Source organism: Microbacterium croceum, assembly GCF_023091245.1.
Taxonomy (GTDB): domain Bacteria; phylum Actinomycetota; class Actinomycetes; order Actinomycetales; family Microbacteriaceae; genus Microbacterium; species Microbacterium croceum.
Genome location: NZ_JAHWXN010000001.1, coordinates 1,598,481 through 1,612,834, shown reverse-complemented (window position 1 = coordinate 1,612,834; position 14,354 = coordinate 1,598,481). Strand labels below are relative to the sequence as shown.

Sequence of the window (14,354 nt, the reverse complement as noted above, 5' to 3'; positions counted from 1 at the left end):
ACTTCGCCCAGTCTTTACGAGACGACTGTGCATCACGCACAATGAGGGCATGGTGTCCCTCGGAGAGCTCGTCAGTGTGGCCGGCAGTTCCCTGCGCCCGTTGGCCCCCTTCGACGCCGCACGCGTCATCACCGGCGTCCATGTCTCGGAGCTCGAAGATCCCGGACGCTATCTCGACGGCGGCGAGCTCCTGCTCACGACCGGCATCCCGCTGCGCGCCGCGACGGCGGACGCGTACGTCGACCGCCTCGCCGCGCAGAGCATCGGCGCGATCGGGATCGGACTCGGCGAGGGCTGGGAGCACGCACCGCCTGCTCTGGTCGAACGCTGCCGATCTGCGGGGGTCCCGATCTTCGAGGTTCCGGACGGGGCGCCCTTCCTCGACGTCTCGCGGGCGTTCTGGTCGGTCGCCGGACGCGGCGGGCAGGAGGAGGCGGTCCGCACCGCTCACGCCCATACCCGACTCGTGCAGGCCGCAGCCGGACCCGACCCTGTTGCGGCCGTGGTGCGGGTGATGGCGCAGGCGATCGGCGGATGGGTGGCCTGGCTGCCACTCGGTCGCACCACCGCTCCGGCGTTGCTGCACCCGCGCTCGCTGGAGGGCATGCTGCCCTCCGTGCGTGCCGATGTCGAGCGGTCGCTGCTGCGCTCGGGAGTCGAAGCGGCATCCTTCGTGTCGCACGGCTCGACCGTTGTCGCCCACGCGGTCACGGACGGCGAGCGCACCCGCGGCGCCCTGGCCCTGGGGGCGGGGAGGCCGTTCGGCGGCTCCGACCGTCAGCTCGCGCTCACCGCCACGGCACTCCTGCGCCTGCTGACCGCCCGAGAGGCGGGCGGGCCGACGCCTCCCGAGGACTGGATCACCGCGCTCGCCCTCCGCGGGGAGGCCGCCGCCGCCCGGGCGCTGGCCGCCGCATCGGGCGTGGAGCTGCCGATGCTGCTCCGCGTGCTGGCGAGCGCGGAGCCCGCCGTCGGCTCTCTCGGGCGTGCCGTCGACGTCGAGGGAGCGCACGTCACGCTGTGGCCCGCCGGCTCAGCGCCGACCGCGGGCTCCGGCATCCTCAGCGGCGAGGTCGCCCTGGAGGACGTCGCCGCGACCGCCGCACGCATCGTCGCGCAGCACCGCTCCTCCGCCGCCGACGGCCTCCGGATCGACCCGCACGCGCGGGCCCGCCGCTGGGTGACCGCACTCGCGGAGACAGACCCGGATCTGCGTATGACCGTGGCCGCCTATCTGCGCCATCGGCAGCAGGCCGAACGCACCGCCCGCGAGCTGGGCGTGCATCGCAACACCATCCGTCCGCGCATCCTGGCGGCGGAGAAGCTGCTGGGTGTCTCGCTCGATGATCCGGACGTGGCCGCCGAGCTCTGGATCGCGCTCCGCGACCTCCCGCTCTAGCCGTCCGCGTCCAGCCAGGCGCGCACCTGGGCGTCGTGCTCTCCGAGCAGGGGCGGCGCGGCTGCGGACACCGGGATCTCCGGGGTCCAGGTCAGCGGCGACCGGATCTGCCGCGAACGGCGCCCGTCGACGCCCACGGCCTCCCACACGGGCTCGAGTCCGAGCCGGTCGGCCAGAGCGATGCCGTCGCCGATCGAGTTGACCACACCCGCCGCCACTCCGATCCGGTTCAGCCGGTCCGCCCAGGCCGCGGCGGTGTCGTGCGCGAGAGCGGACTCGAGCTCGGCGACCAGGGCATCCCGATGCGCGACCCGATCCGGGTTCCGCAGAAAGCGATCGTCGTCCGCGAGTTCCGGTCGCCCGAGCTCGCGGGTCATCCGGGCGAACTGGGCATCGTTGCCGCACGCCACCGCGATGGGCGCATCAGCACAGCGCAGCGACTCGTAGGGCGCGATGGACGGGTGGCGATTACCGAGACGCCCCGGCTCTGCGCCTGCTCCCAGATGCGCAGACACCTGATTCACCAGGGCCGCCTGAAGACTCGACAGCAGGTTGACCTCGATCCGGGAACCACGCCCGGTGCGCTCGCGTCGCCGCAGGGCGGCGAGGATGCCGATCACCGCGTCCTTGCCGGTGAGCACGTCGACCAGCGCGACGCCGGCCTTCATCGCATCGCCGTCGGCGTCACCGGTGATGTGCATCAGACCGCCCACGGCCTGCGCCACGAAGTCGTACCCCGGCAGTTCGGCGCCGGCCCCGAGGCCGAATCCGCTGACCGACACGGACACGAGCCTTGGGTGGACGGCGGAGAGCGCCTCCCACTCGAATCCGAGCTTGGCGAACAAGCCGGGACGGAAGTTCTCGATCACCACATCGCTGCGGGCGATGAGCTCGTGCGCCCGCGCCACATCGGCAGGGTCGGTGAGGTCCAGCGTCACCGACTCCTTCCCCCGGTTGGCGGACTCGAAGTACGTCGTGATGCCGGACGCGGCGTACGGCGGACCCCAGGCACGGGTGTCGTCGCCGGTTCCCGGCCGCTCGACCTTGATCACCCTGGCGCCGAGGTCGGCGAGCGTCATCGTGGCGAGGGGCCCGGCGAGCACACGGGAGAAATCCGCGACGACGATGCCGTCGAGCGGCGCGCTCACCGGCGCACCCGCAGCGGCTGCGCGGTGGACTCCCTCGCCACCACGTCGATCGGGAACTCCACGTCCGTGCCCGATGCCACGCGTCCGTCGAGCAGGTCGATGAGCAGCTCCGCACAGGCGACGCCCGAGTCGCGAGGACGCAGATCGATCGAGGTGATCGACGGTGTCAGGAACGGGAGCGACGGATGGTCGACGCACGAGACCACCGTGATGTCGTCGCCGACCGTGCGGCCCATCCGCCCCAGCACGGCCACGACCTCGATCGCGCTCGAGTCAGGGCCGCAGATGATCACGTCCGTCCCCGGATGCGTCTGCAGCAGCTTCTCGGTCGCCTCGCGCACCTCGTGCCACGGCGCCTCGAACGAGATCGGGGCGATCACCGGGTCGAGGTCGCGCGCCGCGCAGCCCTGGCGATAGCCGGAGACGAGCTGGCGGGACCAGTCGGTGGCATCAGGCGCCACCAGGAGGGCGGGGTGGCGGGCTCCGGTGACGTCGATCTCGTCGAAGAGCCGCAGCATGGCCGTCTCGTGCGACGACCAGAGCACGCCGTCCGGCGTGCCGGCGATGTCATCCGGCAGATGCTCCTGCGTGACGATCGGGATCCCCGACGACATCAGCGCGGGCAGCGCCGCGTCGCCGGAGAGCGGGTCGCCGATGATGAGTCCGTCCGCGCGGATCGGTCGCGAGCGGCCGGACGAGACCGAGGGGCTGACGATCGTGACGTCGATGTCGTGCGCGGCGGCGCTGGTGACGATGCCGAACGTGAACGCCATGTAGTACGACGAGCGGGAGACGACCTCGGGCAGGACGATCCCGATGGTCCCGATGGCCCCGCCACGGAGGTGCCGCGCCGCCGTGTTCACGGAGTACCCGAGATCTGCGGCGGCCGCCAGCACGGCTTCCCGGGTGGCGGGAGAGACGCGTCCGCCCCCGCTGAGCGCGTCGGACGCGGTGGTCTTGCCGACACCTGCGCGCCGAGCGACATCGATCAATCGGGCGCGCCGTGGCTCTTGCATGCGGCCGAGTCTAGCCACACCGCCGCAGTCGTAATCCACTCGAAACACATCGGGTCTTGCGCTGCAACACGCTTTTCGCATACTTTTGCCGGAACGTTCCGGCACGCAGACGTTCCGGCACCGACTTCCGACGGAGACTCCATGAACTGCAGCTGTTCCACGTCCGACCACGTCCAGCGCTCGCGCCGCCTCGGCGATGAATCCGGTGCGCCGTACGCGACGCTCTCCGCGGACGAGCTGCAGCGCGTCTCCGAGATCCTCCGGGCGAACGGCGCCCTCGACGATGCACACCGCATCGCCTACATCGGACTCGACGAGCCCGATCGCCGGGAGGTCGCCGCCGGTCGCAGCGTCCCCCGCCGGGCGCGCGTGCAGCTCCTCGACGTCGACAGCGGACGCGCACGGGCGCTCTCCGTGGATCTCGGCAGCGGAACGCTCGCGAGAGACGTCGACATCGACCCCGATCGCGACGGACAGGTGCCGCTGCTGCAGGAGGAGCACGGGATCATCCGTGAGCTGATCGGCGCTGACGAGCGGTGGGCGACCGCCCTGGCCGCGCGAGGCATCGACGACCCGAGCACCGTCGCCCTGGCCGGCCTCTCCGCGGGCCGCTACCCGATCGAAGGCGAGCAGGGACGCCGACTTGCCCGTGTGCTCGGCCACCACCAGCCGACGCCGCAGACCATGCCGTGGGCGCACCCGATCGACGGCCTCGTCGCCTATGTCGACCTGGCGAGCCGCACCGTCGTCGACGTGATCGACACCGGCGTGATGCCGATCCCGCAGGAGACCGGCGACTACCATGTGCCCGGCACGTTCGGCCCCGAGCGCACGACGCAGAAGCCGATCGTGATCCAGCAGCCCGAAGGCCCGAGCTTCTCGTTCGACGGTGACGTGATCTCTTGGGAGAAGTGGTCGCTGCGCATCGGCTACGACATGCGCGAGGGGCTCATCCTGCACGGCATCGGCTTCGAGGACGAGGGGCGCGTGCGCCCCATCGTGCACCGTGCCTCCGTCGCCGAGATGCTGGTGCCCTACGGCGACCCCGGGCCCGTGCGCTTCTGGCAGAACTACTTCGACACGGGCGAGTACCTGCTCGGCCGACTCGTGAACTCCCTCGAACTCGGCTGTGACTGCGTCGGCGACATCACGTATCTCGACGTCCCGATCGCCGATGCCCGTGGCGATGTCAAGGTGCTCCCGAACGCGATCTGCATCCACGAGGAGGATGCAGGCGTGCTGTGGAAGCACACCGAGCAGTTCACCGGCACGAGCGACGTCCGGCGCCAACGGCGTCTCGTGATCTCGTTCTTCGTCACGGTCGGCAACTACGACTACGGGTTCTACTGGTACCTGTACCTCGACGGCAAGATCGAGTTCGAGGCGAAGGCGACGGGGCTCGTGTTCACCGCGGCCTATGACGAGCGCACCAGCAGGTTCGCCAGCGAGCTCGCGCCAGGGCTCGCTGCCCCGTACCACCAGCACCTGTTCTGCGCCCGCCTGGACATGGCGGTCGACGACGGGCCCGCGGTGATCGACGAGGTGGACGTGGGGGCACTCCCGATCGACGACGACAACCTGCACGGTAGCGCGATCGGCTTCACGAAGACCCGTCTGCGCAGCGAGCAGGAGGGGCGGCGCCGGGCCAACGCGACCGTCGATCGGACGTGGCGCATCAGCAGTGCGACCGCGAAGAACCGCCTCGGCCGTCCGACCTCCTACGTGCTGACGCCGGAGGGCAAGCCGGTGCTCCTCGCGCAGCCCGAATCGGTGATCGCGTCCCGAGCCCGCTTCGCGACCTCCGACCTCTGGGTCACCGCATACGACCCCGACGAGCGCTACCCCGCGGGCGACGTGGTCAACCAGAGCGCCCCGGAGCAGGGGCTGCCCGCCTTCGTGGCCGATGACGCCTCACTCGACGGCGCCGACCTGGTGCTCTGGCACACGTTCGGCCTCACGCACTTCCCCCGCACGGAGGACTGGCCGATCATGCCCGTCGACACCTGCGGCTTCACTCTGAAACCCCACGACTTCTTCGACCGGAACCCGACCCTCGACGTCCCGGCCTCCCCCACCGCATGCGCCTGTGCTCACGAGGACGCCGGCGCTGCACGCACCGAGCACCACCTGCATCACCTCTCTGTCCGCCCGTCGTCGCACCACGGCTGATCCGCCGTCGTCCGACATCCCGAAGGGAAACACCGACATGCACTCTGCAGCTCGCGCGGGGGTGGCGTTCACCGCCGTCGCCGTCCTCGCCCTCACCGGATGCGCCGCCGGCGCCTCACCCGATACCGAACCCACCCAGAACGAGGTCGCACCCGGCTTCCTCGCCGTGTCCGACGACGCCTTCGACGGCGGCGGCGAGCTCGTCGTCCAGGTGGACTACGACACCGCCGAGGCCAGCGGCCTGGATCCGCAGGGAGCGGCGACCGCGCGCTCCTGGATGCTGGAGGGGCTCTCCTACGAGACGCTCACCACCATCGACGAGAACCTCGACGTCGCCCCTTCGCTCGCCACCTCGTGGGAGACGCCGAGCGACACCGAGTACGTCTTCACGCTCGCCGACGACGCCGTGTTCTCGAACGGACGCGCGATGACGGCGGCCGACGTGGTCGGCAGCCTCCAGCGCCTCCTCGACACCCCGACGACCTGGACCGGCCAGCTCGGCCCCATCACGTCGATCGAGGCGACCGGTGACCTCGAGGTCACCGTCACGCTCTCCGAGCCCTACGCCCCCTTCCTCGCCGCGCTCGCCAACACACCGGCCGCCGTGCTGCCGATGGCCGAGATCGAATCGGGTGAGGTCGACATCACGACCGAGATGGTCGGCACCGGCCCGCTCGTGGCGACCGCGCACCGTCAGGACGAGGAGTGGACCTTCGAGCCGAACGAGCACCACCCCGACGCCGCATCCCTCGGGTTCTCGACGCTGACGATCGACATCGTCGGTGATGAGGCCACCAGGGCCGCTGCACTCCGGGACGGCTCCGCGGACTTCGCGGTGCTGAACTCGATCGACTCCGCCGAACTCCTCGCGAATGCGAAGGACGTGACGGTCGTCGGCCAGCGCAATACCGACTTCCACTATCTGATGATCAACTCGCTCACCGGCGATGAGGCGCTGCAGGATCAGGACGTGCGGTTCGCGATCAACAGCGCGATCGATCGGGATGCGATCAACGAACTGGCGTTCGGCGGCTCGACGGCCGCGACCGGCGTCACCCCGGCCGGACTCCCCGACGCCTGCGTCGCCGCGGACCTTCCCTCCGCCGCACGCGACGTGGCGGCGGCGAAGGCCGTGATCGATGAGATCGGCGGTCTCGAACTGGACCTGGTCGTGTACACCGACGAGCCGGTGCTCGCCCAGATCGCGCAGGTCATGCAGCAGAACCTCGCCGAGATCGGCGTGACCGTCGAGATCCAGCAGGTCGACTACGCCACCTACTCCGCAGCCGTCTACGGCAGCCCTGCCGACTTCGACCTGGCGCTGAGCTGGTTCGCCGGCTATGCGGACCCGGCTATGGTCACGACGTGGTGGAACCCCGAGGTCGCCGGCTTCTCGGCCGTCTTCATGAAGGGCTCCGACAAGCTCGACGGACTCATCGCCGACGGATACTCGACCGCACCGGGCGCCGACCGCGCCGCGGTGTTCGAGAACCTGTGCACCCTCGCCGACGAGCAGAGCGAGATGGTCCCGCTGGTGCTGCGCCCCTCCACCCTCGGATGGAACACCGCCTCACTGTCCCCGACGCTGAGCAGCGACGAGGGCTACGGCAACTTCCTCCGGTACATCACCCAGTTCCGCGCCAGCTGACATGGCCGTCGCTCTGTGGTCGCTCCGGCGCATCGGCGCCGCACTGCTGACGCTGCTCGTCGTCTCGGTGCTGATCTTCACGTCCGTGCGTCTCATGCCGGGCGACTACATCGACCTCGTCCTGGGTCCGCTCGCCACCGAGGCGCAGCGGGCCCAGGCGGTGGCCGAGTCCGGACTCGACGACCCGGTGGTCGCCCAGTACTTCCACTGGCTCTTCGGCGTCCTCACCGGTGACCTCGGCTACTCGTTCGTCTCGAACGTGTCGGTGTCGGAGGAGTTCGCCGCCCGTCTCCCCGTCACGGCGACGATCGCCCTGCTCACCATCGTGGTGACTCTGCTCGTGGGGATCCCGCTCGGCTTCCTCGCCGCGCTCCGCTCCGAGGGCTCGGCCGGAGCCGTCGGACGCATCATCAGCGCCCTCGGCATCAGCATCCCCGAGTTCCTGCTCGCCGGGGTCGTGGTCTTCACGGTCTCCACGCTCGGTCTCGGGGTCTCGGTCGGGCGGTTCGCGCCGTTCGCCGTCGATCCGGGGCGGTTCTTCGGCGCCCTCGTGCTCCCCGTCGCAGTCCTGACCGTCGGCTGCATCGCCGTCGTCGCCCGCAACACGAGGGATGCGGTGATGAACGTGCTCGTGGAACCGCACGTGCAGGCGGCGGTGGCGCGTGGCGAGACGCCCTGGTTCATCGTGCGGCATCACGTGCTGCGCAACGCCGCCGCACCGATCCTCACGATCGTCGGCGCACTGGTCGCCGTGCTGCTGGGCGGCACCGTGATCGTGGAGTTCGTGTTCGACATCCCCGGCATGGGGTCATACCTGCAGACGGCGCTCGGGCGCCGCGACTACGCGATCGTGCAGAGCGCCGTGCTGCTCGCCGCGATCGTCTTCATCGTCGCGAGCCTGCTGGTCGACCTCCTCGCCAACGCGCTGGATCCGCGCCTGCGCCTGACCGGAGGGAGCCGCCGATGAGCGTCGCACCCACAGCCACCTACCGCGTCCGTGCGGCGAGCCAGGCCACGCGCGGCGCCTGGCGTCGCAGCGACGCCGTGCTGCGCACCGCGATCATCGTGCTCGGCGTGATCGTGATCGTGACGGTGATCGCGGTGCTCACCGGCATCACCGGATCGACGAGCGCCACCGTCGGCGGGCGCCTGGAGGGCCCGTCCGCGCTCGCGCCGATCGGCACCGACAACCTCGGCCGCTCGCTGCTGCCCCGACTGTTCCAGGGGACGGCGACGACCCTGGTGGTCTCGATCGTCGCCGTCGTGTGCTCGGCCGTCGTCAGCACCCTGCTCGGCATGCTGGCCGGTTATTACGGCGGCGCGGCGAACGAGGTGGTCATGCGCGTCGCCGATGTGCTCTACGCGTTCCCCGCTCTGGTGCTGGCGATCCTCGTCTCCGCACTGCTGGGACCGGGACGCCCTGCGGCGATCATCAGCATCGTCGTGATCACGATCCCCCTCATGACCAGAGTCGTGCGCATCGCCACCCGCGGCGTGGCCGAGCGCGACTTCATCATCTCCGCCCGCATCAGCGGCGTGCGCACCCCGGTGATCTTCGCGCGCCGCCTGCTGCCGAACATCTCGGGCACCATCGCCGTGCAGGCGAGCTACGCGCTCTCCGTCGCGATCCTGGTCGAAGGCGGGCTGAGCTTCCTCGGCTTCGGAGTGCAGGTGCCGGAGGCCTCCCTCGGACTCCTGATCCAGCAGGGGATGCTCTACATGACCCAGGCCCCGCAGCTCGTGATCATCCCCGGCGTCGTGCTGGTGATCTCGATCCTGTGCATCAACATCATCGGCGACGGCCTCCGCGACCGATTCGAACCGCGAGAGACGAGGTCCCTCCGATGACCGCCGTGCACATCAGCGACCTGGCCCTCGATTTCACGGGCGCCACCACGGTCCGCGCCCTCGACGGGGTGGATCTCGACGTCGCCGACGGCAGCTCCGTCGCGATCGTCGGGGAGTCCGGTTCCGGGAAGTCCACGCTCGCCGCGGTCATCGGCCGCCTGCAGCCGCGTGCGGCGCGAATCGTCCGCGGCGCGCTCGACGTCGACGGCATCGACGTGCTCGGCCTCGACGACGACGCGCTCCGCGCCTACCGCCGCGACACCCTCGCCTACATCGCGCAGGACCCGATCGGCTCGCTCGACCCGACGATGCGCATCGGCGCCCAGCTGAAGCTCGTGCTCCGCGCCGTCGGCGACGACGGGTCGCCCCGCCGCCAGGTGGAGCTGCTCGAGTCGATGCTGATCACCGACCCCGCCCGTGTCGTGCGGCTGTTCCCGCATCAGATCTCGGGAGGCATGGCGCAGCGCGTCGCGATCGCCATGGCGATGTGCCGGCGCCCGAAGCTCCTCATCGCCGACGAGCCCACGGCGGCGCTCGACAGCCAGGTGCGCGAGGAGGTCATGCGGCTGCTGTTCGCGCAGGCCCGCGAACAGGGCACCACGATCCTCTGGCTCAGCCACGACCTCCCCGCCGTCGCGCGCTGGTGCGACGAGGTCGCGGTCATGTATGCCGGGCGCGTCGTGGAGCGCGGCCCTGCGTCCGCCGTGCTCGGCAGCCCCGTGCACCCGTACGCACGGGCACTCGCGGCGACCGATCCGTCGCGGGCGAAGCGTGGCGAGCGGCTGTCGAGCATCCCGGGATCGCCGCCGGTGCTGCACGGCGAATCGCAGGGATGCGCCTTCGCCGCGCGCTGCGCCCACCGCATCGACACGTGCGAGCTCGTGCGGCCCGAACCCCTCGGCGCGCGCCACAGCCTCTGCATCCGTGCGGTGGAGCTCGTCGAGGCCGATCACCGCGCGGGGCCGCGCCCCGGAGAGGAGGTGTCGGCATGAGCGCCGTTCCCTCCGCGTCGACCGCGGCACCCACCGTCGAGCTCGACGACGTCAGCGTCGCCTTCACGTCCGGCATCGGCACGAACCGGCGCGAGGTCAGGGCCATGTCGCATGTGTCGTTCGCGGTCGCCCCCGGCGAGACCCTCGGCCTGGTCGGCGAGTCCGGATCGGGCAAGACCACGACGGGTTCCGTCGTGCTCGGGCTGCAGCGTCCCGATTCCGGCGCCGTGCGGTTCCAGGGCGCTCCGCTCGCGCGCAGCCTGCGGTCTCGCGCCGGCCGGATGCAGGCGGTGCTGCAGCATCCCCGGTGGGCGCTCGATCCCCGCTCGACCGTGCTGTCGTCGGTGTTGGAGCCGCTGCTCGTGCACGAGCGGCGCAGCTCGGCCGCAGACGAGCGCGCGGTGGCGATGCTCGAACGGGTCGGACTGCCATCGTCGTTCGCCGCCCGTCGCCCGCACCAGCTCTCCGGAGGGCAGCTCCAGCGCGTGAGCGTCGCCCGCGCCCTCGTCACGCATCCGGCGTTCATCGTGTTCGACGAGGCCGTCAGCGCGCTCGACGTCTCGGTGCAGGCGCAGATCCTCAACCTCATCCAGGATCTGCAGGCCGAGCACGGCTTCGCGGCCCTGTTCATCTCCCACGATCTCGCCGCCGTGCGCTACATCTCCCATCACCTGGCGGTGATGCGCGCCGGCGAGATCGTCGAGCACGCACCCGCCGAGGTGTTCTACGACCTGCCCAGCCATCCCTATTCGCGTCAACTGTTCCAGGAGCTCTCATCGTGACCGACATCCACCGTCTCGCCCCCGTCCTCCCCGCGGGTCCCCGTCGCTCCAACGGCGACTACGCCCTGACCCCCGTGCACGGCACGGACCGCGGACAGGTCGAATACGACTTCCCCGGCGTGCTCCTGGGCACCGCCGAGTATGCCGAGGGGCCGACCGGGGCGACGGTGCTGTCGATCCCCGCCGGGGCCAGGACCTTCACCGACCGCCGCGGCGGCGCGGTGGGGGCGAGCGGACTCTACGGCTACAACCACGCGATCTGCCTCGCCGGCGGCTCCGTGTACGGGCTCTCCGCCGTCGCGGGGGTCTCCGAGGCGCTGTTCGCACGCGCTGAGCACCGCTCCGGGTTCGACCAGCTCCAGCTCGTGTCCGGGGCGATCATCTACGACTATTCGGTGCGCGACAACTCGGTCTTCCCCGACACCACGCTCGGCAAGGCGGCACTCCACGCCGCGCGCGAAGGCGTCATCGAGGTCGGACGCGTGGGCGGCGGGGCTTCGGCGTCGTCCGGCAAGGTGGACCCGGCACGCATCGAATTCACGGGACAGGGCGCCGCGTTCCGGCAGGTCGGCGACGTGAAGGTGCTCGTGGTCACGGTGCTCAACCCCTACGGCGTGATCCTGGACCGCGCGGGCAGGATCATCCGCGGCAACTTCGATGCGACCACCGGCGAGCGCCGGCATCCCGCGCTCGACTACGAAGAGGCGATCGGGGAGTCGCGACTGGTCGACTCGATGTCGGGCAACACCACGATCACCGCCGTGATCACCAACGTGCAGCTGTCCGATGTCGAGCTGAAGCAGTTCGGTCTGCAGGTGCACAGCTCGATGCACCGCGGCATCCAGCCGTTCCATACCCCGCTCGACGGCGACACCCTGTTCGCGCTCACGACCGATGAGGTCGCGCTGCCCGAGGATCCCGGCACCTCGCGCGGCCGACTGTCGCTGAACTCCACCGCGGTGGCCACCCTCGCCGGTGAGACCGCGTGGGACGCCATCCTCTGCGCGGCGGGCTGACCATGTACGAATTCGAGAAGTACCTCGCCCCCTCGCAGCACGAGGTGAACGAACTCGTGCGGCGCCATCCGTTCGCCCTGGTCGTCTCGAACGGCGGCGGAGCGGAGGGCGCGCCCACCGTCACGCACACGCCCGTCATCATCGAACGGATGGCCCCGGACGGCGGCTTCGTCGGCGGCGAGCTCCTGGGACACATCGCGCGCAAGAACCCGCAGTGGCAGCAGCTCTCGGACGGCGACGTCGTGCTCCTGGTGTTCTCGGGTCCTCATGACTACGTCTCCCCCACCACGTACGCCGACGACCCGAACGTGCCCACCTGGGACTACGCGGCCGTGCATCTCACGGCCAGGGTCACGGTGCTCGAGGATGCCGTCGACGGGATGCACGTCGTGACGCGCACGGTCGAGGAGCTCGAAGCGCTCGAACCGACGGCCTGGGACATGACGAGCTCGCTGCCCACCTTCGAGCGGATCGTCGGAGGCATCGTGTCGTTCCGGTTCGAGATCCTCGAGCAGCGCGCGGTGTTCAAGGTCAGCCAGGACAAGCCGCACGAGGTGCGGCAGCGGGTGGCCGCCGCCTCGCGCGCCCGCGGATGCCCCTACGGCGACGTCGCTGAGCTGGTCGAGCGCATCGGAGGTCGGGAATGATCGTGCACGAGTGGTTCTCTGATGCGGATGCTCCGCACGACGAGGGCGTCCGGTTCGGCGCACAGTGGTCGCCCCAGCTGCGCGGTGCACGGGACTCGTACCTGCGGCTGTTCGCGCAGTCCGGCGTGAGCGCCGACAGCGCCAGGGCGGTCGCGGAGGACTGCCGCGCGGCCACCGAGTCCGCCGCCCCCGAGATCGCCGCGGAGTTCGCCGGCATCGCCGAAGGGAGCGGGTTGCCGCTCATCGATGTGCATCTGCTCACGGCACGCACCGAGATCCTCGCGCGGATGACCCCGTCGATGGAGTGCTCGACCGTCGTGCACGTGCCCGACGATGCGACGCCGCCCCGCACGCTGCAGACCTGGGACTGGCACGAGACGCTCTCGAACGAGACCGTGGTGCGGCGACTGCGGTCGGCCTCCGGGGCGCGCGTCGTGACGTTCTGCGAGTTCGGCCAACCGGCCAAGATCGGTGTGAACGACCGCGGCGTCGGTGTGCACTTCAACATCCTCCATCACCGGTCGGACGGGTCGCAGCCCGGGGTGCCGGTACATGTGCTCGCCCGGATGATCCTCGACCGCGCGAGCACGCTCGCCGAGGCCGTCGAGCTGGCCCGCTCCGTCCCCCTCGCCGCGTCGAGCGTGCTCACGGTCGTCGCGTTCGACGGACGGACGCCCTCGGCGGCGGCCGTGGAGGTCTCCCCGGCCGGCGTCGCGGTGCTCCCCGCCCCGCGCGGACAGACCCTGGCGCACACGAACCACTTCCTCGATGCCGAGCTCGCCGCGGGCGAGTACTCGCCGTACGAGACCACGAGCGTGCCCCGCTACCAGTGCCTGACCGATGCGGCTGATCTCGCGGCCATCGTCGACGATCGGGAGCGAGCGCTCGCCTTCGGGGCGATCCCCGATGCGCCGATCTCGGTGCGCGCGCGGGCCGACCAGCCGGAGCACCTGCGCTGGGAGACGAAGCTCACGATCGCACTGGATGTCGCAGAGGGGGCGATCGCGTTCGCGGCGGCGGCGCCGGCCGATGTGTCCGCCGCCGCCTGGCGTCGGGTGTCGGTCCGCGACGACGCACCGACCGCGTCGTCACGGTGAGCGACCTCCTGCACGTCTTCGCGCTGGCGGCGGCGCTGGTCGGTGTGGGATCGCTCGCGCTCATGCGACGCGGTGTCGGTCATGCCGAGATCGCCGCCGCCGCGCTCATGGTCATCGGCATGGCCGATGCGATGACGCTCGCACTGCTGCCACCGATCGTGTGGTTCGCCGTGATGCTCCCCGCCGCCCTCGCTCTCGCCGCACGCTGCCGCTCCCCACGCGCGAGCCGGGCTCCCGCGGGTGCCGAATCGGCGGCGCTGACCGGTCACCTCGCCCTCGGGCTCGTCTCCACGGCTGCGCTGATCCTCCTCATGACGACGATGACCCCGGACGCGGTGACCGCGCCGGACGCCGTTCCCCCGCCGGACGCGCACGTGCACGGCGGGGGCGCGATGATGCCGCAGCTGATGGCCGGCGCATTCGGCCTGGGCGCCATCCTCCTGGGTGCGATCGCGCTACGCACGGAACGCTCCTGGGTGCACCGGCTGCACCACGCCACCATGGCGGCGTCCACGGTCGCGATGTCGGCGATCGTGATCCTCTGAGCGGGGCTCGGCACCGGAGATTGCCGAGACCCACCGTCGACGCCGAA

13 protein-coding genes are annotated in these 14,354 nt (G+C 70.8%); 11 read left to right on the top strand and 2 right to left on the bottom strand.

Annotation, left to right across the window (positions count from 1 at the left end; genetic code table 11):
- Positions 1–49: 49 nt before the first annotated feature.
- The gene (locus tag KZC51_RS07645) at positions 50–1,399 is read left to right on the top strand and encodes a PucR family transcriptional regulator (RefSeq protein WP_247629401.1); all 1,350 of its coding nucleotides are present in this window, start codon (positions 50–52) and stop codon (positions 1,397–1,399) included.
- On the opposite strand, the gene KZC51_RS07640 is transcribed toward KZC51_RS07645, so the two are convergent.
- Together KZC51_RS07640 and KZC51_RS07635 are read right to left on the bottom strand one after the other, a co-directional pair.
- Positions 1,396–2,547 carry a CaiB/BaiF CoA transferase family protein gene (locus tag KZC51_RS07640; protein ID WP_247629400.1) on the bottom strand — a complete coding sequence of 384 codons (1,152 nt, stop codon included), beginning with the start codon at positions 2,545–2,547 and terminating at the stop codon, positions 1,396–1,398. The two genes, KZC51_RS07645 and KZC51_RS07640, sit on opposite strands and share 4 nt — an antisense overlap.
- Positions 2,544–3,563, bottom strand: coding sequence for a LacI family DNA-binding transcriptional regulator (locus tag KZC51_RS07635; protein WP_247629399.1), 1,020 nt, complete (start codon positions 3,561–3,563; stop codon positions 2,544–2,546). Before KZC51_RS07635 ends, KZC51_RS07640 begins: the two co-directional genes overlap by 4 nt.
- Positions 3,564–3,704: 141 nt before the next feature.
- Here KZC51_RS07635 and KZC51_RS07630 point away from each other — a divergent pair, with 141 nt between their 5' ends.
- Genes KZC51_RS07630 through KZC51_RS07585 form a run of 10 tightly spaced genes read left to right on the top strand, consistent with a single transcriptional unit; the run spans position 3,705 to position 14,307 of the window.
- On the top strand, positions 3,705–5,732 hold the full coding sequence (locus KZC51_RS07630) for a primary-amine oxidase (RefSeq protein ID WP_247629398.1): 2,028 nt from the start codon (positions 3,705–3,707) through the stop codon (positions 5,730–5,732).
- Positions 5,733–5,769: 37 nt separating this feature from the next.
- Positions 5,770–7,380, top strand: coding sequence for an ABC transporter substrate-binding protein (locus KZC51_RS07625; RefSeq protein ID WP_247629397.1), 1,611 nt, complete (start codon positions 5,770–5,772; stop codon positions 7,378–7,380).
- Position 7,381: 1 nt separating this feature from the next.
- Positions 7,382–8,347, top strand: a complete 966-nt coding sequence (locus tag KZC51_RS07620) for an ABC transporter permease (protein ID WP_247629396.1) — start codon at positions 7,382–7,384, stop codon at positions 8,345–8,347.
- Positions 8,344–9,228 carry an ABC transporter permease gene (locus tag KZC51_RS07615; RefSeq protein ID WP_247629395.1) on the top strand — a complete coding sequence of 295 codons (885 nt, stop codon included), beginning with the start codon at positions 8,344–8,346 and terminating at the stop codon, positions 9,226–9,228. The genes KZC51_RS07620 and KZC51_RS07615 overlap by 4 nt, the downstream gene beginning before the upstream one ends.
- Positions 9,225–10,220 (top strand): ABC transporter ATP-binding protein, encoded by a 996-nt coding sequence (locus KZC51_RS07610; RefSeq protein ID WP_247629394.1) that lies wholly within the window; start codon positions 9,225–9,227, stop codon positions 10,218–10,220. The genes KZC51_RS07615 and KZC51_RS07610 overlap by 4 nt, the downstream gene beginning before the upstream one ends.
- Positions 10,217–11,002, top strand: coding sequence for an ATP-binding cassette domain-containing protein (locus KZC51_RS07605; RefSeq protein ID WP_247629393.1), 786 nt, complete (start codon positions 10,217–10,219; stop codon positions 11,000–11,002). Before KZC51_RS07610 ends, KZC51_RS07605 begins: the two co-directional genes overlap by 4 nt.
- Positions 10,999–12,018 carry a P1 family peptidase gene (locus KZC51_RS07600; RefSeq protein ID WP_247629392.1) on the top strand — a complete coding sequence of 340 codons (1,020 nt, stop codon included), beginning with the start codon at positions 10,999–11,001 and terminating at the stop codon, positions 12,016–12,018. The genes KZC51_RS07605 and KZC51_RS07600 overlap by 4 nt, the downstream gene beginning before the upstream one ends.
- Positions 11,988–12,665 (top strand): FMN-binding negative transcriptional regulator, encoded by a 678-nt coding sequence (locus KZC51_RS07595; RefSeq protein ID WP_247629391.1) that lies wholly within the window; start codon positions 11,988–11,990, stop codon positions 12,663–12,665. Before KZC51_RS07600 ends, KZC51_RS07595 begins: the two co-directional genes overlap by 31 nt.
- Positions 12,662–13,762 carry a C45 family autoproteolytic acyltransferase/hydrolase gene (locus tag KZC51_RS07590; RefSeq protein ID WP_247629390.1) on the top strand — a complete coding sequence of 367 codons (1,101 nt, stop codon included), beginning with the start codon at positions 12,662–12,664 and terminating at the stop codon, positions 13,760–13,762. Before KZC51_RS07595 ends, KZC51_RS07590 begins: the two co-directional genes overlap by 4 nt.
- Positions 13,759–14,307, top strand: a complete 549-nt coding sequence (locus KZC51_RS07585; RefSeq protein ID WP_247629389.1) for a hypothetical protein — start codon at positions 13,759–13,761, stop codon at positions 14,305–14,307. Before KZC51_RS07590 ends, KZC51_RS07585 begins: the two co-directional genes overlap by 4 nt.
- Positions 14,308–14,354: the final 47 nt, after the last annotated feature.

Coding starts and splice junctions, on each gene's coding strand:
- KZC51_RS07645 (WP_247629401.1), top strand. CDS start 50: ATGGTGTCCCTCGGAGAGCTCGTCAGTGTGGCCGGCAGTTCCCTGCGC.
- KZC51_RS07635 (WP_247629399.1), bottom strand. CDS start 3,563: ATGCAAGAGCCACGGCGCGCCCGATTGATCGATGTCGCTCGGCGCGCA.
- KZC51_RS07630 (WP_247629398.1), top strand. CDS start 3,705: ATGAACTGCAGCTGTTCCACGTCCGACCACGTCCAGCGCTCGCGCCGC.
- KZC51_RS07625 (WP_247629397.1), top strand. CDS start 5,770: ATGCACTCTGCAGCTCGCGCGGGGGTGGCGTTCACCGCCGTCGCCGTC.
- KZC51_RS07620 (WP_247629396.1), top strand. CDS start 7,382: ATGGCCGTCGCTCTGTGGTCGCTCCGGCGCATCGGCGCCGCACTGCTG.
- KZC51_RS07615 (WP_247629395.1), top strand. CDS start 8,344: ATGAGCGTCGCACCCACAGCCACCTACCGCGTCCGTGCGGCGAGCCAG.
- KZC51_RS07610 (WP_247629394.1), top strand. CDS start 9,225: ATGACCGCCGTGCACATCAGCGACCTGGCCCTCGATTTCACGGGCGCC.
- KZC51_RS07605 (WP_247629393.1), top strand. CDS start 10,217: ATGAGCGCCGTTCCCTCCGCGTCGACCGCGGCACCCACCGTCGAGCTC.
- KZC51_RS07590 (WP_247629390.1), top strand. CDS start 12,662: ATGATCGTGCACGAGTGGTTCTCTGATGCGGATGCTCCGCACGACGAG.